Source organism: Amycolatopsis jejuensis (assembly GCF_000717335.1).
Taxonomy (GTDB): Bacteria; Actinomycetota; Actinomycetes; order Mycobacteriales; family Pseudonocardiaceae; genus Amycolatopsis; species Amycolatopsis jejuensis.
The window spans coordinates 121,451-141,937 of the sequence record NZ_JNYZ01000017.1; the positions used below are offsets into that span (position 1 = coordinate 121,451).

Consider the following 20,487-nt stretch of genomic DNA (forward strand, 5'->3'; position numbering starts at 1 on the left):
GGGGAGGTCCTCGTGACCGCGGCGGGGGCGGCCGCGGTCACGAGGATCCGTCTCAGCGCACGATCGCGTAGATCTGGGCACCCGGGTTGCGGTAGACCAGCCGCAGGAACGCCAGTCCGTCGAGGTGCCGCAGGCCGGGGGCGATGTCGGCGTCCCGGCGGATCGAGCCGCTGCCCACCAGCACGTGCCGTACGTCCAGCCGGGCGACCGCGGCGCGTACCTCCGGGTCAACGGCGTAGTCGCGGAAGTGCAGCGCCAGGTACTCCGCGTCCGGCGAGATGGGCCCGCCGCCGTCGTAGTGGCCCGCCACCGGGTGCACGCCGCTCAGCGCGTACATCCACGCGGTGCCGTCCAGCCGGTCGTTCAGCACCTTCTCCTGCGCCGGAATGCCCATCTTGCCGAGGTAGTTCATGGCCTCGATCTCGTCCGCGCTCACCGGCGGCGTGACCTCGCCCTCCGGGCCGTTGTAGTACAGGAACGACACCGCGGTGGCGTTCGCCGTGCGGTAGAACCCGCCGGTCAGCACTGCCATCGTGACGACCACGATCACCGCCGCGCCGGCACCGAGCCGCGTCAGCACCTGCGGTCGCGAGCGGGCCCACGAGCCGCTCCGGGCCAGGTGCGCGATCCACCGCTGCAGCTCCGCCATGCCGTGCCCGGCGAGCAGGCACAGCGGGATCGCGGCGAGCGCCATCAGCCGGTAGCGGTCGTTCCACCAGGGCCGCGACAGGGAGATCACCGCTGGCACATAGCCGTACGACGTCACCAGCACGAAGAACCCGGACAGCCCGATCGCGGACAGCACCAGCCAGCGCATCCGGCCGAGCGTGCGGAAGGCCAGTACGCCGACGATGAGCAGCGCGGTGAGCCAGAGCTGCGGCGTGGCCAGCACCTGCTGGAAGAAGATCAGCAGCCGCACCGACTCCTCGACCGGCAGGTCGGAATTCCAAGCCTGGTACGGGTACGCGCCGGACGTGAAGCTGATCGCGCCCAGGATCTGCGGCGCCGCCAGCAGACCGGCGAGGGCCATGACCGGCAGCGTGTACAGGATGTCGCTGCCGATCACGCGCGCTGCGTTGCGTCCTTCGGGCACACCGTCGACCGGAAGCCGCCGTACCGACCGGTACCAGCGCTGCAGGATCAGCGGCGCCGCGAAGAGGATGCCGCCGAACAGTGCGCTCGAGTGCGCGGTGAGCAGACCGTCCGCTGCGAGCGCGAAGATCAGCCCGGTGTCGACGCCCGGACGTACGAGGAAGCGTTGCAGCGCGACCACCGTGAGCGGCGTAAGGACGATGCCCAGCGCGTACGGCAGCAGCCCGCTCGACACCGACTCGTACGCGCCCGTGGTGGCTGCAGCGGCGATGAGAGCCGTGCAGCCCGCGTACACCGCGCGGCCGCCGAGCTGGCGGACCAGCGCGACCATCGACAGCGCGAAGATCCCCGCGACCGGCATCGTGACGGCGTTGAGCGTGACCGGGACGCTCGTCCCGGAGATCTCGTACACCAGCGCGCCGACCAGGTGGTAGCCGTTGGGGTAGAAGGAGCCGTTGGGGTACCAGTTGATGGTGCCCATGCCGGTGAGGGAGCCGTCGCCGGTGTCGGCGATGTAGCGGATGCCGTTCGCGTGGAAGACGGTGTCCCAACGCTGGAACACCGCTGTCGTTCCGCCGCGCGCGGAAAGCACTACGGCCATCGACAGCACTGTCGCCACTACGACGCAGGCAGCGACCGCCCACTGCGCGCGCGTGGTCCAGACGACCGGTGGCTCCTCCGCGCCCGGCCTGAGCCAGCCGCGTGCGATGAAGAGCCGTCGGACGCCGTACGCGGCAGCAGCCAGCGCCAGGGTGCAGACAGCGGCAGTGAGGACGTTGTACGGCAGTCCGATGGTTGACAGCCATGGCCCGGCCAAGCCGGTGACGGCATAGCTGAGCAGCGGCGCGAGGCCCGCGAGGGCCCATCCGCGCACTCCGGCGGCCCGGCCGATGAGGCCGCCCGGTACCGCCAGCACGGCCAGGTAGGTGGCGACCGCGCCGAGGTAGTTCCAGAAGGTGTCCGGTGCAGGCATGCTTCTTCACGTGTGTAGTGCGGGTAAAGCCCGGCGGGATGCCGAGGTCGGTTCGGGCCTCAGTCGCAGGACTGCGTACCCTGGGCGCCCGTGAGCGAGCACACGAACCCCTCAGAGATTACTGAAGGCGACTTCGGGCGTTACGACCTCGTCGTCGTCGGGTCCGGTTTCTTCGGCCTGACCGTCGCCGAGCGGGCCGCGGCCGAGCTCGGCAAGAAGGTGCTGGTGCTCGAACGCCGCAGTCACCTCGGGGGCAACGCCTACTCCGAGCCGGACCCGGAAACCGGCATCGAGGTGCACAAATACGGTGCGCACCTGTTCCACACGTCGAACAAGCGGGTGTGGGACTACGTCAACCGCTTCACCTCCTTCACGAACTACCAGCACCGGGTCTTCGCCAAGGCCAAGGACCAGGTCTACTCGTTCCCGATGAACCTCGGCCTGATCAACCAGTTCTTCGGCAAGTCGCACACGCCGGACGAGGCCCGCGAGCTCATCGCGAAGCAGTCGGCGGAGTTCCGCACCGAGGACGCGCAGAACCTCGAAGAGAAGGCCATCTCGCTCATCGGCCGCCCGCTGTACGAGGCATTCATCCGCGGGTACACCGCCAAGCAGTGGGAGAACGACCCCAAGGAGCTCGGCGCCAACATCATCACGCGGCTGCCGGTGCGCTACACGTTCGACAACCGCTACTTCAACGACACCTACGAGGGTCTCCCGGTCGACGGGTACACCGCGTGGCTCGAGAAAATGGCGGCGCACGAGAACATCGAGATCCGGCTGAACGTCGACTACTTCGACGTGCGCGAGCAGATTCCGGCGGGCACCCCGACCGTGTACACCGGGCCGCTCGACCGCTACTTCGACTACTCGGCGGGCCGGTTCACCTGGCGTACGGTCGATTTCGAGTCCGAGGTCGCGGAGACCGGTGATTTCCAGGGCACCTCGGTCGTCAACTACAACGACCAGGAAGTCCCGTACACCCGGATCATCGAATTCCGGCACTTCCACCCCGAGCGGGATTACTATCCGAAGGACAAAACGGTCATCTTCCGCGAGTTCTCCCGTTTCGCGAAGGAGGACGACGAGCCGTACTACCCGATCAACACGCCGGAGAACCGCGAGAAGCTCGAGCAGTACCGCGAGCTGGCGAAGATCGAGGCACGCGAGCGGAACGTGCTGTTCGGCGGACGGCTCGGCACGTACAAGTACCTCGACATGCACATGGCGATCGGGTCGGCGCTCTCGGTGTTCGACAACAAGATCGCCCCGCATCTCACCGACGGTGCGCCGCTGGACGGGTCGATCGATGCTTGAGAAGGACACGCCCCGTGGTGAAGTAGCGGTGCTTTCGCGTACCCAGAAGGTGCTGAAGAAGCCCGGCACGGTGCAGGTCGCGCGCGGGATGTCGCTGTTCGGCGAGCACAGCGCGGGATGGTTCGCGCTGGGCTTGCTCGGGGCGGCGGTGGACCGCGAGCGGCGCAAGGACTGGCTGGTCGCGTCGGCCGGAGTGGTGGGCGCGCACGCCGCGTCGATTGCCGTGAAACGCGTGGTGCGCCGGCGTCGTCCGGACCACCCGAGCGTGGAAGTTCTGGTCGGCACCCCGAGCCGGTTGAGCTTCCCGTCGTCGCACGCGACGTCGACAACCGCGGCGGCGGTGATCTACTCCGGACTGACCGGGCGTAACCTGGTCCCCGCCCTGGTACCGCCGATGCTCGCCTCGCGGCTGCTGCTCGGCGTTCACTATCCGACAGACGTCCTGGCCGGAGCCGCCCTGGGAGGCGTCCTCGGCGGTCTGATCAGACGGAAGCTGACCAAGAAGCGATGAGCGAAACGACCGACGAGCGAACCGAGAACGCAGCCGGGACGGACGAAGCTGCCGCGGCTACTGACGCCGGTGCGGCTTCGGAGGACACGGCTGTGGTGGACGAGGCTCCGGCGGCTTCGGCTGCCGAGGCGGCCCCGGCTGCTCCGGCCGCTGCTGCTGGTGCCGCCAAGCCGAGCCCGGTCGGGCTGCTGCTCGGCGTGATCAAGACGGCGCGGCCGAAGCAGTGGGTGAAGAACGTACTGGTGTTCGCCGCGCCGTTCTTCGCGTTCTCGAAGGCGACGAACCGGACCGAGCTGGTCATCGACGCGCTCATCGCGTTCGTGGCGTTCTCGCTCACCGCCTCGTCGGTGTATTTGATCAACGACGCGGTGGACGTCGAGGCCGACCGGGCCCACCCGACGAAACGCAACCGTCCGATCGCGGCGGGGATCGTGCCGGTCCCGGTGGCGTACGGCGCGGCGGTGGTGTTCTTCCTTGCCGGGCTCGCGGTGTCGTTCACCACGGACTGGCGGCTGGCCGTCGTACTGGCGGTGTACGAGGCGGTGCAGCTCGGCTACTGCTTCGGGCTGAAGCACCAGCCGGTGGTGGACCTGGCGATCGTCGGCTCGGGCTTCCTGATGCGGTCGGTGGCCGGCGGTGTTGCCGCCGGGATCGCGATGTCACAGTGGTTCCTGCTGGTCACGGCGTTCGGCTCGCTGTTCATGGTGGCGGGCAAGCGGTACGCGGAGATCATGCTGTTCGAGCGCACCGGGGCGAAGATCCGCTCGTCGCTGAAGAAGTACTCGGCGAGCTACCTGCGCTTCGTGTGGGCGACGTCGGCGGCGATCCTGATCATGTCGTACTGCCTGTGGGCGTTCGAGATCCGGCAGGTGGAGCACAACTCGGTGTGGGCCGTCGTGTCGATGGTCCCGTTCGTGATCGCAGTGCTCCGCTACGCGGTCGACGTCGACGGCGGCAACGCAGGCGCCCCGGACGAGATCGCACTGCGGGACCGCGTGCTGCAGGTCCTCGGCGCGACCTGGGTCGTGACCCTGTTCCTGTCGTTCTACCTGTGAACGACGCCCGGATTTAGACAGCTGGGTATCAGGTTCTCCACAGTTTCGGCGGTCACCCTCGGGGGTGGGCAGCACGCCCGCTGCCGATAGCCGGAGGACCGAGATGAACGACAACGAGCGCCGCGACTCGCCGGGTGACGAGCCGACCGCGAATTTGGGCCGACCTGAGGGTGCGGCCGAGCAGCCTGGCGCCGGGGGTGCCGGGGTTGCCGGAGCGGGGCAGGGTTCCGCGGGGGCGGGTGCTCAGCCGGGTGAATCTGCGTCGGCTGAGCAGGCGGAGGCGGTTCATTCGAGTGAATCCGCCGGTTCCTCCGGTGCGGCGGGGGCGGGGGCCCAGCCGGGGCAATCAGGGCTACCCGGTCAGCCAGGGCACGGCGCCGACCAGGGCCAGGCGGGCGGGCAGGCCGGTCAGCCCGGTCAAGCCGGAGCAGGTCAGCCGGGCCAAGCCGGTCAACCGGGGCAAGCCGGTCAACCGGGCCAAGCCGGAGCCGCTCAGCCAGGACAAGCCGGTCAGCCGGACCAAGCCGGAGCAGGTCAACCGGGGCAATTCGCCCAATCAGCTCAGCCAGGGCAACCGGGCCAACCGGCTCAGCCGGGGCAGCCAGGTCAGTGGGGAATGGCGTTGCCGCCGCGGCCGCAGGGAGGTTTCCGGCGGTTCGTCGGGCATCGGGCGACTCAGCTGGTCGCCGTGGGAGTGCTGGGGCTCGTCGTCGGTGGTGGGGTGGTCGGTGGGGTCATGGCGGCCACGAACCACTCCCACCACCCGGGCACCAGCCAGTTCCGGGGTGGCGGTGACCACCACTTCCGCGACGGAGGTCCCGGCCCGCGCTTCCGCGGTCCCGACGGCCAGCGTCCCGGCGGCGGCAACGGTTCCGGGACCGCAAACGGCACCGACTCCGGTTCCGGGACCGCGTACGGCACCGACTCCGGTTCCGGCAACGGTTCCGCGTACGGCACCGACTCCGGTTCCGGCAACTGACCGAGTCGCGCGACCGGAACCCTGTCTCACCCGGCCGACAACGCCGGGTACTGCGCCGTCGGATGCTGGGCCAATGCGGCCTTCGCCGTGACGCTGTCCGCGTCGGCCAGTATCTCGATTTCCGCTCGCTCCAAGCCGTCCAGTGCAGTGCGGATGACCTCGACCGGGTCGTTTTTCGGGATGTCGAAGCTTGCCATCATGTCGGTGTCCGTGCTGGCCATCACCAGGCCGCTGACCAGCGTGCGTTGCCCCAGCAGTTCGAGGCGCACCGAGTTGGTCATGCTCCACAGTGCCGCTTTCGACGCCGCGTATCCGGCCGATCCCTGGAAAGTCACCCATGACAGCGTCGACAGCACGTTCAGCACCGCGCCATCCGCCAGCCCCGGCGCGAATGCCCGGATCATCTGCAGCGGGCCGAAGAAGTTGGTCTCCATTTCGCGCCGGACCACGTCCAGGTCGCTGGTGACCAGGTTGGTGAACGACGTGAGGCCGGCGTTGTTGATGATCAGGTTGACGTCGGGCGCGGCGGCCGCGGCGGCGGTGATCGACGCGGGATCGGTGACGTCCAGGATCAGCGGCGTCGCACCCTCGATCTCGACCGGGCGGCGCGCGGTGGCGTAGACCTTCGCGGCGCCGCGGGCGAGCAGCGCCTCGACGAAGTACCGGCCGAGCCCGCGCCCGGCGCCGGTCACCAGGGCGGTCGAACCTGCGATCTGCATGGTGAGTCTCCTTGAAAAACCGTCTTACGGGAACACTGCTATCCTCGACCCTGACGTGGATGTCAGGTTCTCGTGTTTGTGGGGCGGATCACGTCGGGAGGGGCCATGCGGATCGGTGAGGTGGCGGAGCGCGCCGGCGTCAGCGTGCGCTCGCTGCGCTACTACGAGCAGCAGGGGCTGATCGAGGCCACGCGCACGTCCGGCGGGCAACGGCGGTACTCCGCCGGCGCGGTCTCGTGGGTGTCGCTGATCCAGCAGTTCTACGCGGCGGGCCTGTCCAGCGCGACCATCCGTGACCTGATGCCGAGCCTGCACACGGGCGTCAGCACGCCGGAGTCACGCGCCCGGCTGCGGTCCGAGAAAGCCCGTCTCGACGACTACATCACCGGTCTCGAACGCACTCGCGAGCGGCTCGAGGCAATGATCGAACTCGCCGAGACGCCGAATCCGCACTGTCCGGTCGTGCTCGCCGACCCGGAGGTCACAGCGCAGCCCAAGTGTCGTTGAGAATTTTCACCACCGCACGCGGGCTGCCGGGGACGAGTTCGACGCTGCCGTCGACGGTCACGTAAGTCAGCACCCGGCCGAGATCGAGGTCGACGGCCGTGATCGGCCCGCCGCTCGTACGGCGCCCGCCTTCCCGCCGCGCGACGTACAGCTGGTGTACGGCTTCCTGCGGACGGCTCAGCACCGCGGTCAACTGTTCCTGGCCTTCTTCGGCGAACGGGTCCGGTGCGTCGTCGGACGGCGGTGGCACGGACACTGCCTTGATCGCTGCCGCCGGGGCGTCCGGCAGTGTGTCGAAAAGCGTGGTGGCCAGCCGAGCCGGTGGTACCGGCCGGATTTCCGTCGTGCCGTCATCGAGGACCCGGACCAGGACGGCGTCCTGTTCGCGCTGGGCGACCAAGGCTGCGCGACGGGTCCCTTCGCGCAGCCCGGACCACGCGTAGTACTCGCGTTCGGCCTGCCCGATGACCTGCAGAGTGGCGCGCCACCGCGGCGACGGCAGCCGGTTGTGCGCGAGGCCGAGGTCGGTGAGCAGGTCCATGGTCGCGACGTGCAGCTCGCGCCGGGCCTCGACGTCGGCCCAGACGTGCGGCGCCCCGACGATCGGATGCGGTTCGCCGAGGTCAAGCATCTCCCAGGCAGTCCGGAACGCCGCGGTGGGCAGGGTGACCGTCATGCCCCGAGCGTCGGCGGCGCCGGACGCAGCCCGGTCTCGGGGTCGACGGCCGGTTCGTCGTCGGCGAAGAGGTCGACGTCGAGCACGTACTTGCGCTCGTGCTCCTCGTCTTCCTCCTTTTTGCCGCCGCGTCCGCCCGCTGTGCCAACGCCGGGGAGACCACGTTCGCCTGCGGTCCGGGTGCCTGCGGTCACCCGTCCGCCGCGCTCGGGTCCTCCGGTGCGGGTACCGGTTTCGCCGCCGGGACCTCGGGTCACGTTGCCCGGGCCGCGATTCGCGCTGCCTGGAACTCGATTCGCGCTGCCTGGGACTCGCGTTGCGTTGCCTGAGCCGCGATTCGCGTTGCCTGGGCCGGAAGTTGCGGCGCCCCCGTCATCACCACTGAACCCGGCACCCGGCAGGTAACCGCTGGCGCCAGGACCCTGGCCACCGGAATTCCCCGTGACACCAGGGAATCCACCGCTACCCGGCGCTCGGTTCGAGGTGCTGCCCGGGTACCCGGCCGCGGAAGTATGGTCTGTACCAGTCGGTCCCGGCCCGATGGTCCCGCTCGAATACCCGGCTCCACCGGGTCCCGGCTGGACAGTCCCCGGCGAATGTCCTGGCCCCACGCCAGCAGAATGCCCCGCAACGGGTTCCCCGCCCGAAATCCGCGAGGCCTCCGGCTGGCGATCGATGGTGACGTCGCCGCCGTCGTACGCGCCGATCGCACCGTAGTCGTACTTCAGCCGTCCGGAATTGGCCTGGGTTTGCGTGGAGAAATCCTGGTACAGCTGGAGATTCTTGTTCGCCGCGTCGCTGTACTCGACGAGCTGCCACAGGTGGTCGTACTCGTACCAGTTGGTCCGGCTGCCCGGCGCGAGGTCCGGTTTGGCGGGCATCGGGCTGAGCTGGTTGCGAAGGTTCTCGAACATCGCGACGCCGGTGGTGTGGGTGCCGCTGTTGTCGAGAAAGGCTTGGTGCGCATCGATCATCGACGCGCGGACCTGCTGCAGCCGCCCGGAAGCCTTGTCCGCAGCACCGCCACTCCAGACGGATTCGAGGTCGCCGATGATCTGCGTGAGGTCCTGGCTGACGGCTTCCTGCTGGGTCGCCATCTGCCGCGCATCGCCGACCCCTTGATGCCAGCCGGCCGGATCACCGGCGCGCAGCTGGCTCACGATCTGGTCGATCGGGACCATCGACTGCCGGTACTTCTCGAAGTACTGCCGCGCGATTTCCCCGAGGTGATCACTCACTGGCCCACCTTCTGCCTCAACGTGGTGACGGCATGATCGGCAACGGTGGCGGCGATCTGACAGGCGTCGGTTTGGCCGCGGTTCGAGGTGCCGAGTTCGAGTCCGACCTCGAACTCGAGGGTGTCCGAGAGCCCGATCGCGACAGTGCAGGACGGATTGACCGGCCCAGGGTGGTCGTCGTAGGAAACCGCGGGGAAGCCTTGGATCGGGGGGAGCTCGTCGAAGCGCTTCATCTGCGGTTTGACCTGCTTGTAGATGATGCTCAGCCCCTCCTTCTGCCGGGTCGTGAAGAAGATGACCAGCAGCGACCCACCAGAGTGGTTGGTCCAGCTGCACCGCGGGCCGAGTGCGCCGTCCTCCTGCTTGCCGGTGATGCCTGGACCGGCGTCGGCAGTGACCTGCTGAGGGCTCAGTGCCTCGCACGGGCTGCCGGAAAGCGCGGAATCGGGCAGTGGATGCGCGACCTTGGGGGCACCCGCGTACGGCGGGGTCTCATTGCCCGGCAGTGAACTGGTGGCAGGAGCCGGTGTCGGGCTGCCTGCGGTTGTGCTCGAACACGCAGCAACGAGCATCGCCGAAGCGAGTACAGCGAATGGTGCGCGGAGTTTCATCCCGTTTTTCCTCGAGCGCCGACGTTGTCGATGAGACCGGCTTGGTGTTGATCACTCGATTCTGTCATGCCGAGCGCCCTCCTGATCCGGAGGATGAATTCGCTGACGTAGTCGAGCTGGAAGCTGACGTGGTCATTTCCGCGGGAGAACGCCCCGGGCGTTCCTCGGCCGTCACCTATCAGTGCCGTATGCATCGCGAGCGTGGCGGGATCTTGCGACGGTGCCTTCATTCCGCACAGGTTGTTCGAAATCCGGCGCATGTTCGTGAGCTGATCGTGCACCGCTTCCAGCTTGTTGAGCAGCCGTTTTGCCTCTTCCGGCTCAAGGACGAAGCCCTCCGCCGCCCCCGGGCGATCCCTTCCTCCGTAGACGGTGAATGCGACGTCCTCCCACACATTCGCCCCCTCGGCCCCTGGCGTCTGCAAATGGATACAGCTAGCACCGTAGCCGATCATTCACTCTTCGTGGGGTGATTCCGAAAAGCGGCCGGGACCTAGATATGAATGCTATAGATACAATTGCTCTAATCATTTCTGCTCTGGTTTCCGCCGCCGTAGTCAGGTGTGCTTAGACCACGATGGCCAAACCTCCGATTTCCACCGCGGCACGCATTGTCGGCGAGCGGGTGCGTGAATGCCGGCACGAGGCGGGGCTCAGTCAGGAGAAGCTGGCCGAGCTGGCTGGCGTCCACTGGACGTTCGTGAGCCAGGTCGAGCGTGGGCTGCGGAACTTCAACCTGCACAACCTGCTCAAGTTCGCCGACGGCCTCGGCGTCAACCCGGCTCGGCTCGTCGACGGGCTCAGGTCCCCGAAGGACGGCGAGTAGCACCCAGCACCTGCCGCAGCGTGCCTTCGCGGAGTAGCAGCACCTGGGTGATCACCTGCAGCACCACGAAAAACCCGATCGACAACCCCGTGTCCAGTGCGGGTACCTCGTCGACCGGCAGGGTGTACGCCATTGCGATGCTCAGCCCACTGTGGACCAAACTGCCGACGCCCCACACCCCGGCCAGCGTCCGCCACACCCGGCGGAAGGAAGGGCGCTCCGCCCAGGCTGCGTCCAGCCGTGAGCCGCGGCCGGGGAGGAGGGCGCGCGCGGCGGTGTAGGTCAACGGGCGCCGGCCGACGAACAAGCCCGCCAAAAGCCATCCTCCGGCCAAGATGCTGAACCACGCGGTGCGCACCAGCATCAGCCGGGCGTCGCCGGTCATGAGGGTGGTCACCAGGCCGAGCGCGAGAAACGCCAGGACGAACAGGCCCATGGCGTCAACGCGGCGCCGAGCCGTGTACAGCACCCGCAGCACAGGTGGCAGGCCGCTCAGCAGCAGCGCCCATACCGGCGGGACCCCGCAGGCGCGCAGCAGGTAGTAACCCCCGACCGGCGCGACCAGGTCGACCACCAGCGCCGTCAGTGAGGCGCGGAATTCGTTCCCCATACCCCCGAGTCTCGGATTTCCGGGTACCCGGGGGCATCGTCGAGCCGGTCAGGCTCGTATCCACCGATCAGTGGATGCGTCAGATCGGCAGCTTCCGGAACACCGGCCGCGGCACGTGCCGCAAAGCGGACATCACGTAGCGGAACGTCGAGGGCGCCCATACCAGGTCCTTGCCCCGGCGTGCGGCGTCGACGGCGATGTCGGCGACCTGCTCCGCGGTCTGCGCGAGCGGAGCGTCCTTCATCCCGGCGGTCATCTTCGTCTTCACGTGCCCCGGCCGGACCACGGACACCTTCACCCCGTGCGACGCGAGCGCTTCGCCGAGGCACAGGTAGAAGCCGTCGAAACCGGCCTTGCTCGAGCCGTACACGAAGTTCGACCGCCGCACGCGCTCACCCGCAACCGACGACAGCGCGATGATCGTGCCGTGGCCCTGCGCCTTCAGCTTCTCCGACAGCGCCACCCCGACCGACACCGCGGCCGTGTAGTTCACCGTCGCCAGTTCGACCGCCTTCGCGTGGTCCTGCCACAGCTCTTCGGCGTCGCCGAGCAGGCCGAAGGCGACCACCGCGACGTCGATGTCCCCGCTCGCGAAGGCCTGGTCCAGCACCTTCGGGTGGGACGCGGGATCCTTCGCGTCGAAGTCCACAGTGGACACTTCGGCGCCGAGGTCCTTCAACCGCTGCGCTGCGGCGTCCAGCCGCGGCGACGGACGCGCGGCCAGTACGACCCGCAGCGGCTTCTCCGCGAGGTACTTCTCCGCGATCGCCAGTGCGATGTCGGACGTGCCGCCGAGCAGCAGCAGGGACTGGGGGTTACCGACCGCGTCGATCACAGTGCGAGCCTCCGGCTCATGTCAGAGGCGAAAACGCCTTCGGGGTCAACGGAAGCGCGGACTTTGCGCCATTCCTCCAGCCGCGGGTACATCTTCGCGAACGTCTCGGCCGACGTCCGCGAGTCCTTCGCGGTGTACAGCCTGCCGCCCGCGGCCAGCACCATCTCGTCCAGGTCGAGGCAGAGCCGGCTGAGCCCGTGCTTTACCGGGAAGTCCACGCTGAGCATCCAGCCGGGCGACGGCCACGACATCGGTGCCGCGTTCGCCTCGCCCATCCGCTTGAACACGTTCAGGAACGAGTAGTGCCCGGACCGCGCGATCGCCCGGCAGATGCCCTTGAGCTGGTCCTCCGCGCCGAACGGCACCGAGAACTGGTACTGCAGGAAACCCTTGCTGCCGTACGCGCGGTTCCACTCGCTCAGCATGTCCAGCGGGTGGTAGAACTGCGTGAGGTTCTGGATCTTGCCGCGGGCGCCCTTCTTGGGCACGGTCTTCTGCCACAGCTCGCTGATCAGCCCGAAGGTGAACTTGTTGCCGAGGCCGTTCGGGAACACGTCCGGCAGTGTGAGCAGCTGCGGCGCGTCGAACTTCAGCGGGTCGCTGCGCAGTTTCGGCGGCAGCTGGTCGACCTTCGCGAGCGAGCCGCGGGAGAAGGTGGCGCGGCCGAGCCTGCTGTCGGACGAGATCAGGTCCGGCACCGACATCGAGTAGTCGTACGTGAGGTCTGAACCATCGGTGAAGAGCCCGAGCGTCTCGTCGAGGCTCGACGTGCGGTCGGCGTCCACGTAAAAATACGCCGTTTCCGTCTTCTTCATCCGGATCGTGGCCCGCAGGACGATGCCGGTGAGTCCGATTCCCGCCACCGTCGCCCAGAACAGCTCCGATTCCGGGCCGTCCGGCGTGAGCGTGCGCACGTTTCCGTCGGCGGTGAGCAGATCCATCGACACCACATGGTTGCCGAAGCTGCCCGCCGAATGGTGGTTCTTGCCGTGGATGTCGTTGGCGATCGCGCCGCCGATCGTGACCTGCCGGGTGCCCGGCAGCACCGGCACCCACAGGCCGTACGGCAGCGCCTCGCGCATCAGCTTGTCCAGGCTGACGCCGGCGTCGAGGTCGACCAGTGCCGAGTCCGGGTCGATCGAGTGGATGCGGTCGAGCACCGTGACGTCGACGACAAGGCCGCCCGCGTTCTGCGCCGGGTCACCGTAGGACCGGCCGAGCCCGCGAGCGATGACCCCGCGCGGTCCGGCGGACGCGACGGCGCGGGCGATGGCCTCGACGTCGCGCGTGCTCAGGACGTCGGCGACGGTCCCGGCGGTGCGGCCCCATCCGGTGAGCGTGCGGCGCTGTGTCTCGGGAGTATGGGTCACCCGCCCATTAAAACAGCGGCGTGAAGCGCCTCCGATGAGGGTGGTGGTGGGGTCAAGGGCCGGAGTAGCCACGCCGAGTACCGCCCGGAACGTGCCCCTGAAGTCACCGCTTCTACACTTTGCGCATCAAGGCACAAGCGTCCGAGCGTCGAAGTGGGTATTACGGACACTGACGCAATAGGCCGAGAAGGTATTCCAGTGGTGGCGACAGAACCGCAGAGTGACATGGCACAGGCCGGCCCCGGGCTGCTGGGTCAGCTGGTCCGGTTCGGGGTGATCGGCGGCTTCTGCGCGCTGCTCGACCTCGGCACGTACACGCTGTTGCGAGCGGTCGGCATGGACGACGTCCCGTGGGTGGACTTCGCGCGTGCGATCAGCTTCATCGTGGGTACGACCACGGCGTTCTTCCTGAACCGGCGATTCACCTTCGCCGCCGGGAGACGGGACGGGAACGCCCAGGTCGGCAGCTTCGTTCTGCTGTACGGCGTCACGTTCTTCGTGGCCGTCGGCGTGAACCAGCTCATGCTGCACGTGCTGCCGGAGTCGGGGTGGCAGGCCACTCTCGCCTGGGTCGTGTCCCAGGCGACCTCGACCATGATCAATTTCGTGATGCTCAAGTGGGTCGTCTTCCGAGTACGGCCGGTAAAGGAGAACTGAGTTCGATGCCCGGTAAAGCAGCCCCGGTCGCGGAGGCGGCCCCCGCAGGCGAGACCCGGTTCGCCGAACACGCCCCGGAAGGCAGGCTCACGGCCCAGCGCGGGCTGTACGCCGGGCCGGCGCCGATCGTCAGCAAGGACCTCTACGCCGAGATCGTGCAGGGCAATGCGCTGCGCGAACGGGGCAGCGTCTCGCTCGAGCCGTCCGCCAAGGTCACCGGCAACACCTACTTCGGCCGGTTCCCGGCGAGCTACTGGCAGCGCTGGACCACGGCGGCGCAGGTGCAGGTCGAGGCGGTCGTGAGCGGGGACGGGCTGCTGTCGATGGGCGCGTCCGACGTGCTCGGCGACGCGCGGGTGGTCGACGCCGAGGCCGTCGCGGGCGCCAAGGGCCGCAAGGTCGTGCTCACCGGGGTGCTGGACAAGTTCTACGACGGCGGCGCGCTGTGGCTCGACCTGGAGACCGAGGGTGGCCAGTCGCTGCGGGTCGAGCAGGTCCGCTGGACTGTCGACGCGCCGGAGAAGATCCGTCCCACCGCGGTCACCATCTGCACCATGAACCGCGCCGACGACTGCCTGAAGAACCTCCAGGCGCTCGCCGCGGACGTGTCCTCGCTCGACACGCTGGACGCCATTTACGTCGCCGACCAGGGCACCGACCTCGTCGAGTCGCGCGAAGGCTTCGAGCAGGTCGCGAAGGACCTCGGCGACAAGCTGCACTACATCAAGCAGCCGAACCTCGGCGGCGCGGGCGGCTTCACCCGCGGCCTGTACGAGGTGGCCGGGCACACCGCCACCGAACACGCGAACGTGCTCTTCATGGACGACGACGTGCTGCTCGAGCCGGACCTCGTCGTGCGCATGACGGCGTTCTCCAACCGCTCGGCCGACCCGGTCATCGTCGGCGGCCAGATGCTCAACCTGCTGCACCCGAACCAGCTGCACGTCGGGGCCGAGTACGCGCGGCTCAACACGCTGGAGCCGGGCCAGCCGGTGCAGCACTCGCTGTCCACGGCGGACCTGCTGGGCGTCGACGAGGAGACCGGGGCCCCCAACCGCCAGGAACGCCGCCTCGACGCCGGGTACAACGGCTGGTGGTCGTGCCTGATCCCGTACGAGGTCGTCAAGGCCATCGGGTACCCGCTGCCGTTCTTCTTCCAGTGGGACGACGCGGAGTACTCCTACCGGGCCCGCGAGTACGGCTTCCCCACGGTGACCCTGCCGGGTGCCGGCGTGTGGCACGCGGACTTCCACTGGAAGGACTGGGACGAGTGGCACCGGTACTTCAACCTGCGCAACTCGATCATCACCGCGGCCCTGCACTCGCCGTTCAACCTGAATCTGCTGTCGCGGGTGCTGCTGGCCCAGCTGGTGCGGTACCTGCTCGGCATGCAGTACGGCCTGTCGGCGACGCTGATCAAGGCCGTCGAGGACTTCCTGGAGGGCCCGGAGGTCCTGCGTGACGGCGGCGTCGCGGCGATGAAGGAGATCCGCCGCATCCGCGACCAGTACCCGGAGACCAAGCGGCACCGGGCCACCGACGTGCCGGGGATCGCGTCCAACGACATCGGCATCATCAACAGCGCACCGCGGCCGAGCATGCAGCGGCTGGTGCTGATCAAGCGGGTGCTGGACCGGGTGCTCGGCCGTAGCCGGTTCGGTCTTGGCGCGGTGCCCATCGACGAGGCGCACTGGTGGCACATCGCGTTGTTCGAGACCGCCGTGGTGACGGACGCTTCGCAGGAAGGCGTGCGGGTCCGGACGTACGACAAGGTGAAGATGTTCGACCTGGCCAAGCGCGGCGCGAAGGTGATCAACCGGCTGCGTAAGGAAGGGGCGGGCGTGCAGGAGCAGTACAAGCGCGCCATGCCGGAACTCACTTCGCGGGACAACTGGAAGCGATTGTACGAGCTCTGACGCCGTCCGGGTCCGGTCCCGGTCCGTTCAAGTCCGTGAAGGGAACCATCAGGGAATCTGATTCCGTGAAGGTTCCCTTCACGGCCTTCTCAGCCTGTCTGCCCAGCTAGACGGAGAGGCCGAACTTTCCCTTTCTGCTCAGGTCGTCCACGTAGGCGGCTGCCACGTGGGCGAAGTTCACCGACACGAGGTTGTCGTCGCGGGTGTGCACCGAGTGGACGCCGCCGTGTTTCAGGAGGTCTGGGAGCTTTTCCTGGACCGGTGCGGACTCCGCGGCGGTGAGCGGGAAGATCAGGGGCTCTCCGCCTGCCGCGAGGTGCAGGACCAGCGCTGGTTTCGGGTCTGCCATCGCTCCATCGCAGCAGCTCACGATCACCGGCGGCAAGCGGTTCCGCTCACAGCGGAGCGGTTGCCCATGGTGGCGTGGAGTGGTCTACGGTTCTGCCGGGGAGACCGGATTTAGGGGTGGGTCGTGCCGTATTCGTTCACGCTGTCGCCTGCGGCGGTGGATCTCCTGCTGGCCGAGCTCGGACTGGGTCCGGCGCCGGTTCCGTTCGTCGTGCCGCACGTGGGCATCACCGGCGACGAGCGCCGGGCCGTGCGCGATGCCGTGCTGCGTGACCTCGACGGGCGTGGCCTGCTGCGGCGCGGCACCCTCGACGACGACGTCCAGCTGGCGCTCGCCACGTTCGCGCGGCCGTTTCTCGCCGTGTCCGCTGCCGCCCGGGTGGGGGATGCGCCGCTGTTCGCGCGCGTGGCGTCCAACGGCCAGTACGCGGTGCTCGTCCGGCACGTCGACGGCATGTTCTCGTTCGAGGAGGTCCGGCCGACCGGCATCGTCCCGGCGATCGTCGACCTGCTGCCGCTCACGCCCGCCGCGCCTGGCCAGTCGGTCACCGTCGCGCGGCCGGCGAAGCGGGCGGTTCGTGGCGACGCGTATGACCCGTTCGCCGGGGTCAGCGGTCCGCGTACGCACAATCCCCAGCTCAGGGCGGTACAGCGGATCTTCGAGAAGCCTCGGATGGCGGTCGGGGAGTTCACGCCGTACGTGCGCGACGGGTCCGGTCGCGAGGCCGCGCTGCCGTCGCTCGCGTGGTTCGACACCGAGGTCGGCCGCTACCTGCTCAGCACCCGCGATTCCGGCGACGGCAACCGCTGGCTCACCTACGCCCCGGCCGACAATGCCCGGCTGGCCCAGCAGCTGTTCACCCAGCTCGAAGGGTATTCGGCAAACGCCTGACCGGAGCGGCCGTCGTCGATAGACTGCGGCCCATGAGCACTGATCCGCTGGCGGCCGGCGGGCTGAACGCCAAGGGCATCGCCGAGGCCGCGGCCGAAACGCACAAGCTGGCCGGCGCCGCGAAGTCCGGTGGCTTCACCATCGACGGCGACGCGATCGGTGACCTGCGCAAAGCGCTCACCGACATGGTCACCCGCCTCGAGCGGCTGAAGCCGCAGACGCAGGTGCTCGCGTCCGCGCCGCAGCTCGGCAGCCACCCGTACGGGCACACCGTGGCCGAACACGACCGCAAGACCGGCGCCGACGCGCCCGGCTCCGCCACCGACGTGCTCGACCAGTTCGGCCGGATCCTGCAGGAGGCCGACGAGGCACTCGCCCGCGCGGGTGGCGTGTACACGGAGAACGAGAACCAGGCCATCGATTCTCACCGCACCGTGAAGGACACCGAATGAGCACGCCGCAGCTCGCGCCGTCGGACGCCGACTACCTCGGGCACGACCACCAGCAGCTCAAGAACTATCTCGACACCAATCTCGACGTGCAGCAGGTTTCCGCGGTCTCCCAGGCGTACACCGAATTGCAGAAAGCGTTCGAGGAATTCGCGACGCAGCTGGGTGAGGCCGTGAAAAAGGCCGCGGGCGCGTGGACGGGCGAGGCGGCGACGGGCGCGCAGGCGTATTTCGTGAGCCTGGGTGAATGGGCCGAAGCGAATGCGCAGAACGCCCGGCTGGCCGCGCAGACCGTGGAGGAGCAGGGAACCGCGGCGCACGTCGCGAAGAATTCGATGCCGGACGCGGTCCCGTTCGACTGGTCCGAGGAATTCGACAAATGGTCGCACGCGAGCCCGTTGGAAATGGCGGATGCGATCGATTCGACGTTGAAGAAACAGCAGGACAGCCGTGGCGCGCACGAGCAGGCTGCGGAGACGATGTCGAAATACGACGCTTCGCTGTATTCGGCGGCTTCGAAACAGCCGGAATTCGCGCACCCGCCGAAGTTCGGCGTCGCGTCGGGTGGTGGGGCTTCCGTGGCGTTGCCGTCGGGTGACACTCCCGGTGGTTCAGCCGGTGCGGCTTCGGGCGGTGGCGGCGGCGCGGCAGCCGGTGGCGACCCAGCTGCTCAGGTTTCCGCGCCGTCGGTGGGCGCCCCGAGCAACTTCAGCGGCGCAGTACACCAGCAACTCCCGGACAGCGCGACCACCGCGGCCGGTTACGTCCCGCAGGCCGGACACCAGGCCCCTGGCGGCGCAGGCGCGTCGGCCGGAATGGGCATGGGCGCCATGCCAATGGGCGGAATGGGCATGGGCGGCGGCTTCGGCGCCGACGAGGAACACGAAACCAAGGTAGGCCGCGGCGGCGGTGGCTTCGGCCCCGGCCAAGGCGCGGCCCCCGGCGCAGCCGAAGCAGCCGCAGGCGGCATGGGCGGCGCCCCGGCCCGCCCAGGCATGGGCTTCGGCGCCCGCCCCTACGACGACGAGGGCGACCAGCCGGCGTTCCTGATGGAGCTGGAGTCCGAAGAGGACGAAGTATTCGGCACCGGCCACCGCGCCGCACCACCGGTGATCGGGGAGTAGCAGCGTCCGTTGTGGACGGTGGGCAAGACCGTCCACCGTCCACAACGGAACCGGCTCAGTACCGGTAAAACTTCTCCGCCCGTCCCTGCCGTACCAGTTTCAGCCACTGCACAAAGGCCTTCGGGTCCCGTTTCACTCCCACGAAATACAGCCCGAACCGCAGCACCTCCAGTGCCCCGATCTTGCGCATTCCCGGCTGTGACAGCAAATACCCGCGATTGCGGTACGTGTAATACCGTTTGACCTCGTTCTCCGGGTCCTGTGCGTGGAACTTGCCGCCCAGCATGGGTTTGAACTCGTCCGAGCCGTCGGGGTGCAGGTACGTCGTCCGCAGCGACGTGCCGAATGGCAGGCCGGACCGGACCAACCTGCGGTGCAGTTCCACCTCGTCGCCGCGGAAGAACAGGCGGAGGTCCGGTACTCCGGTTACGTCCAAAGTGGACGCTCGGAACAACGCGCCGTTCATCAGGGACGCAATCCCCGGCAGGAAGTCCGTACCCAGTTCTGCCGACGAGCGCTTCCACGTGAGGCCGCGGCGCAGCGGGAAAGCCAGCTGTGCCGGGGAATCGATGTTCGCCACCACCGGCGACACCTCGGCAAGGCCGCGTTTTTCGGCTTCCTCCAACAGAATCTCGAGGACGTGCTCGTCTGCCGGGCGGCCGTCGTCGTCGGCGAGCCAGACCCATTCCGCACCCAAGGCGAGCGCGTGCAGCATGCCGAGTGCGAACCCGCCCGCGCCGCCGAGGTTGCGGTGTGACGGCAGGTACGTGTACGGCAGCGGGTACGCCTCCACGACCTCGCGCGCCGGCTTGTCCGGGCCGTTGTCCACCACCACCAGGTGGTCCACCGGGCGCGTCTGCGAGGCGATGATCTTCAGCGAGTCCGCGAGCAGGTCGCGCCGGTGCCGCGTGACCACCACGCCGACGACGGCGCCCGCGGGCAGCTCTCGCGTCTCGCCGCTCATCATTCGCCGCCGTTCTGCAGGACTGTCGCGGGCTCGATGCCGAGGCGTTCGAGACCTTCCTTGCTCATGTTTTCGAACGGATCGCGGCCCTTGTACGCGGTGAGCACGTCACGCAGCGAACCCTGCTGTTTGACGTGTCCCTCGTCCATCCAGATCGCGGTGTCGCACAGTTCCATGAGGAATTCGTCGGAGTGGTTCGCGAACACCAGGATGCCGGACCGTTTCACCAGATCCTTGAGCCGGTCACGGGCCTTGTTCAGGAATGCCGCGTCGACCGCGCCGATGCCCTCGTCGAGAATGAGGATCTCCGGGTCGATCGAGGTCACCACGCCCAGTGCGAGCCGCACCCGCATACCCGTGGAATACGTGCGCAGCGGCATTTGCAGGTAGTCGCCGAGTTCGGTGAACTCCGCGATGTCGTCGACCCGCTTCTGCATTTCCTTGGCGCTCATGCCGAGGAACAACCCGCGGATGAGAATGTTCTCCTCGCCCGAAATTTCCGGGTCCATGCCGACGCCGAGGTCGAAAACCGGCGCAATCCGGCCGGTGATCCGCGACGATCCGCGGGTCGGCTCGTAAATTCCGGCCAAAAGCCGCAGCAGCGTGGACTTCCCGGCACCGTTGTGGCCGACCAGGCCGACCCGGTCGCCCTCGCGCAGTTTGATCGACACGTCGTGCAGCGCCTCGATGATCGGCACCTTCTGCTCGGTGCCGATCTTGCCGCCGACCTTGCCGAGCACGCGCTTTTTCATCGACCGCGTCTTCGCGTCGAAAATCGGGAAGTCCACGTACGCGTTGTGGACGTCAATGCTGACCAT

At 68.1% G+C, this 20,487-nt stretch carries 24 protein-coding genes; 11 read left to right on the top strand and 13 right to left on the bottom strand.

What is annotated here, in order from left to right:
* Positions 1 to 52: 52 nt before the first annotated feature.
* Positions 53 to 2,065 carry a DUF6541 family protein gene (locus tag OO71_RS24030; protein WP_033292122.1) on the bottom strand — a complete coding sequence of 671 codons (2,013 nt, stop codon included), beginning with the start codon at positions 2,063 to 2,065 and terminating at the stop codon, positions 53 to 55.
* 90 nt (positions 2,066 to 2,155) lie between these two features.
* On the opposite strand from OO71_RS24030, the gene glf reads away from it, so the two are divergent.
* Genes glf through OO71_RS24045 form a run of 3 tightly spaced genes read left to right on the top strand, consistent with a single transcriptional unit; the run spans position 2,156 to position 4,948 of the window.
* Entirely contained in the window at positions 2,156 to 3,382 is a 1,227-nt protein-coding gene (gene glf / locus OO71_RS24035; RefSeq protein ID WP_033292123.1) for a UDP-galactopyranose mutase, read from the top strand.
* Entirely contained in the window at positions 3,375 to 3,893 is a 519-nt protein-coding gene (locus tag OO71_RS24040) for a phosphatase PAP2 family protein (RefSeq protein WP_033292124.1), read from the top strand. The genes glf and OO71_RS24040 overlap by 8 nt, the downstream gene beginning before the upstream one ends.
* A complete protein-coding gene (locus OO71_RS24045) occupies positions 3,890 to 4,948 on the top strand; it encodes a decaprenyl-phosphate phosphoribosyltransferase (protein ID WP_033292125.1) in 1,059 nt (352 codons plus the stop codon). Before OO71_RS24040 ends, OO71_RS24045 begins: the two co-directional genes overlap by 4 nt.
* A gap of 352 nt (positions 4,949 to 5,300) precedes the next feature.
* On the opposite strand, the gene OO71_RS51695 is transcribed toward OO71_RS24045, so the two are convergent.
* The gene (locus OO71_RS51695; protein ID WP_063740103.1) at positions 5,301 to 5,504 is read right to left on the bottom strand and encodes a hypothetical protein; all 204 of its coding nucleotides are present in this window, start codon (positions 5,502 to 5,504) and stop codon (positions 5,301 to 5,303) included.
* A gap of 60 nt (positions 5,505 to 5,564) precedes the next feature.
* Between OO71_RS51695 and OO71_RS51700 the strand changes: the two genes are divergently transcribed.
* Positions 5,565 to 5,927, top strand: coding sequence for a hypothetical protein (locus OO71_RS51700; RefSeq protein ID WP_063740104.1), 363 nt, complete (start codon positions 5,565 to 5,567; stop codon positions 5,925 to 5,927).
* A gap of 26 nt (positions 5,928 to 5,953) precedes the next feature.
* On the opposite strand, the gene OO71_RS24055 is transcribed toward OO71_RS51700, so the two are convergent.
* A complete protein-coding gene (locus OO71_RS24055) occupies positions 5,954 to 6,646 on the bottom strand; it encodes an SDR family oxidoreductase (RefSeq protein ID WP_033292126.1) in 693 nt (230 codons plus the stop codon).
* A gap of 105 nt (positions 6,647 to 6,751) precedes the next feature.
* Here OO71_RS24055 and OO71_RS24060 point away from each other — a divergent pair, with 105 nt between their 5' ends.
* Positions 6,752 to 7,153, top strand: a complete 402-nt coding sequence (locus tag OO71_RS24060; protein WP_051792028.1) for a MerR family transcriptional regulator — start codon at positions 6,752 to 6,754, stop codon at positions 7,151 to 7,153.
* Here the strand turns inward: OO71_RS24060 and OO71_RS24065 are convergent.
* The 4 genes from OO71_RS24065 to OO71_RS24080 are packed head-to-tail and all read right to left on the bottom strand — an operon-like array spanning position 7,128 to position 10,133.
* Positions 7,128 to 7,829, bottom strand: a complete 702-nt coding sequence (locus OO71_RS24065; RefSeq protein ID WP_033292127.1) for an ESX secretion-associated protein EspG — start codon at positions 7,827 to 7,829, stop codon at positions 7,128 to 7,130. The two genes, OO71_RS24060 and OO71_RS24065, sit on opposite strands and share 26 nt — an antisense overlap.
* Positions 7,826 to 9,067, bottom strand: a complete 1,242-nt coding sequence (locus tag OO71_RS24070; protein ID WP_033292128.1) for a WXG100 family type VII secretion target — start codon at positions 9,065 to 9,067, stop codon at positions 7,826 to 7,828. The genes OO71_RS24065 and OO71_RS24070 overlap by 4 nt, the downstream gene beginning before the upstream one ends.
* A complete protein-coding gene (locus OO71_RS24075; RefSeq protein WP_051792031.1) occupies positions 9,064 to 9,678 on the bottom strand; it encodes a DUF3558 domain-containing protein in 615 nt (204 codons plus the stop codon). Before OO71_RS24075 ends, OO71_RS24070 begins: the two co-directional genes overlap by 4 nt.
* Complete coding sequence (locus OO71_RS24080; RefSeq protein WP_245633763.1) at positions 9,675 to 10,133, bottom strand: hypothetical protein; 459 nt, start codon at positions 10,131 to 10,133, stop codon at positions 9,675 to 9,677. Before OO71_RS24080 ends, OO71_RS24075 begins: the two co-directional genes overlap by 4 nt.
* 122 nt (positions 10,134 to 10,255) lie before the next feature.
* Between OO71_RS24080 and OO71_RS24085 the strand changes: the two genes are divergently transcribed.
* Positions 10,256 to 10,504, top strand: a complete 249-nt coding sequence (locus OO71_RS24085; protein ID WP_033292130.1) for a helix-turn-helix domain-containing protein — start codon at positions 10,256 to 10,258, stop codon at positions 10,502 to 10,504.
* Here the strand turns inward: OO71_RS24085 and OO71_RS24090 are convergent.
* The 3 genes from OO71_RS24090 to dprE1 all read right to left on the bottom strand — a co-directional run bounded on the left by OO71_RS24090 (position 10,479) and on the right by dprE1 (position 13,319).
* Entirely contained in the window at positions 10,479 to 11,114 is a 636-nt protein-coding gene (locus tag OO71_RS24090; RefSeq protein ID WP_033292131.1) for a VC0807 family protein, read from the bottom strand. The genes OO71_RS24085 and OO71_RS24090 overlap by 26 nt on opposite strands.
* Positions 11,115 to 11,193: 79 nt before the next feature.
* The gene (gene dprE2, locus OO71_RS24095; RefSeq protein WP_033292132.1) at positions 11,194 to 11,949 is read right to left on the bottom strand and encodes a decaprenylphospho-beta-D-erythro-pentofuranosid-2-ulose 2-reductase; all 756 of its coding nucleotides are present in this window, start codon (positions 11,947 to 11,949) and stop codon (positions 11,194 to 11,196) included.
* On the bottom strand, positions 11,946 to 13,319 hold the full coding sequence (gene dprE1, locus OO71_RS24100; protein ID WP_033292133.1) for a decaprenylphosphoryl-beta-D-ribose oxidase: 1,374 nt from the start codon (positions 13,317 to 13,319) through the stop codon (positions 11,946 to 11,948). The genes dprE2 and dprE1 overlap by 4 nt, the downstream gene beginning before the upstream one ends.
* A gap of 198 nt (positions 13,320 to 13,517) precedes the next feature.
* On the opposite strand from dprE1, the gene OO71_RS24105 reads away from it, so the two are divergent.
* Together OO71_RS24105 and OO71_RS24110 are read left to right on the top strand one after the other, a co-directional pair.
* Positions 13,518 to 13,976, top strand: a complete 459-nt coding sequence (locus OO71_RS24105; protein WP_033292134.1) for a GtrA family protein — start codon at positions 13,518 to 13,520, stop codon at positions 13,974 to 13,976.
* A 5-nt stretch (positions 13,977 to 13,981) separates the two neighbouring features.
* Positions 13,982 to 15,892, top strand: a complete 1,911-nt coding sequence (locus OO71_RS24110) for a glycosyltransferase (RefSeq protein ID WP_033292135.1) — start codon at positions 13,982 to 13,984, stop codon at positions 15,890 to 15,892.
* Between the two features lie 106 nt (positions 15,893 to 15,998).
* Here OO71_RS24110 and OO71_RS24115 read toward each other — a convergent pair whose 3' ends face one another.
* Positions 15,999 to 16,241, bottom strand: a complete 243-nt coding sequence (locus OO71_RS24115) for a hypothetical protein (protein WP_033292136.1) — start codon at positions 16,239 to 16,241, stop codon at positions 15,999 to 16,001.
* 123 nt (positions 16,242 to 16,364) lie between these two features.
* On the opposite strand from OO71_RS24115, the gene OO71_RS24120 reads away from it, so the two are divergent.
* The 3 genes from OO71_RS24120 to OO71_RS24130 are packed head-to-tail and all read left to right on the top strand — an operon-like array spanning position 16,365 to position 18,705.
* The gene (locus tag OO71_RS24120; RefSeq protein WP_033292137.1) at positions 16,365 to 17,132 is read left to right on the top strand and encodes an ESX secretion-associated protein EspG; all 768 of its coding nucleotides are present in this window, start codon (positions 16,365 to 16,367) and stop codon (positions 17,130 to 17,132) included.
* A 32-nt stretch (positions 17,133 to 17,164) separates the two neighbouring features.
* Complete coding sequence (locus OO71_RS24125; RefSeq protein ID WP_033292138.1) at positions 17,165 to 17,584, top strand: hypothetical protein; 420 nt, start codon at positions 17,165 to 17,167, stop codon at positions 17,582 to 17,584.
* Complete coding sequence (locus tag OO71_RS24130; protein ID WP_033292139.1) at positions 17,581 to 18,705, top strand: hypothetical protein; 1,125 nt, start codon at positions 17,581 to 17,583, stop codon at positions 18,703 to 18,705. Before OO71_RS24125 ends, OO71_RS24130 begins: the two co-directional genes overlap by 4 nt.
* 55 nt (positions 18,706 to 18,760) lie before the next feature.
* On the opposite strand, the gene glfT1 is transcribed toward OO71_RS24130, so the two are convergent.
* Positions 18,761 to 19,669 carry a galactofuranosyltransferase GlfT1 gene (gene glfT1 / locus OO71_RS24135; RefSeq protein ID WP_033292140.1) on the bottom strand — a complete coding sequence of 303 codons (909 nt, stop codon included), beginning with the start codon at positions 19,667 to 19,669 and terminating at the stop codon, positions 18,761 to 18,763.
* Positions 19,669 to 20,487 carry a galactan export ABC transporter ATP-binding subunit Wzt/RfbE gene (gene wzt / locus OO71_RS24140; protein ID WP_033292141.1) on the bottom strand — a complete coding sequence of 273 codons (819 nt, stop codon included), beginning with the start codon at positions 20,485 to 20,487 and terminating at the stop codon, positions 19,669 to 19,671. Before wzt ends, glfT1 begins: the two co-directional genes overlap by 1 nt.

Coding starts and splice junctions, on each gene's coding strand:
- OO71_RS24080 (WP_245633763.1), bottom strand. CDS start 10,133: ATGATCGGCTACGGTGCTAGCTGTATCCATTTGCAGACGCCAGGGGCC.
- OO71_RS51700 (WP_063740104.1), top strand. CDS start 5,565: ATGGCGTTGCCGCCGCGGCCGCAGGGAGGTTTCCGGCGGTTCGTCGGG.
- OO71_RS24045 (WP_033292125.1), top strand. CDS start 3,890: ATGAGCGAAACGACCGACGAGCGAACCGAGAACGCAGCCGGGACGGAC.
- OO71_RS24110 (WP_033292135.1), top strand. CDS start 13,982: ATGCCCGGTAAAGCAGCCCCGGTCGCGGAGGCGGCCCCCGCAGGCGAG.
- OO71_RS24030 (WP_033292122.1), bottom strand. CDS start 2,065: ATGCCTGCACCGGACACCTTCTGGAACTACCTCGGCGCGGTCGCCACC.
- OO71_RS24130 (WP_033292139.1), top strand. CDS start 17,581: ATGAGCACGCCGCAGCTCGCGCCGTCGGACGCCGACTACCTCGGGCAC.
- OO71_RS24090 (WP_033292131.1), bottom strand. CDS start 11,114: ATGGGGAACGAATTCCGCGCCTCACTGACGGCGCTGGTGGTCGACCTG.
- OO71_RS24065 (WP_033292127.1), bottom strand. CDS start 7,829: ATGACGGTCACCCTGCCCACCGCGGCGTTCCGGACTGCCTGGGAGATG.
- OO71_RS24115 (WP_033292136.1), bottom strand. CDS start 16,241: ATGGCAGACCCGAAACCAGCGCTGGTCCTGCACCTCGCGGCAGGCGGA.
- OO71_RS24085 (WP_033292130.1), top strand. CDS start 10,256: ATGGCCAAACCTCCGATTTCCACCGCGGCACGCATTGTCGGCGAGCGG.
- OO71_RS24075 (WP_051792031.1), bottom strand. CDS start 9,678: ATGAAACTCCGCGCACCATTCGCTGTACTCGCTTCGGCGATGCTCGTT.
- glfT1 (WP_033292140.1), bottom strand. CDS start 19,669: ATGAGCGGCGAGACGCGAGAGCTGCCCGCGGGCGCCGTCGTCGGCGTG.
- OO71_RS24060 (WP_051792028.1), top strand. CDS start 6,752: ATGCGGATCGGTGAGGTGGCGGAGCGCGCCGGCGTCAGCGTGCGCTCG.
- wzt (WP_033292141.1), bottom strand. CDS start 20,487: ATGGTCAGCATTGACGTCCACAACGCGTACGTGGACTTCCCGATTTTC.
- OO71_RS24040 (WP_033292124.1), top strand. CDS start 3,375: ATGCTTGAGAAGGACACGCCCCGTGGTGAAGTAGCGGTGCTTTCGCGT.
- OO71_RS24055 (WP_033292126.1), bottom strand. CDS start 6,646: ATGCAGATCGCAGGTTCGACCGCCCTGGTGACCGGCGCCGGGCGCGGG.
- OO71_RS24125 (WP_033292138.1), top strand. CDS start 17,165: ATGAGCACTGATCCGCTGGCGGCCGGCGGGCTGAACGCCAAGGGCATC.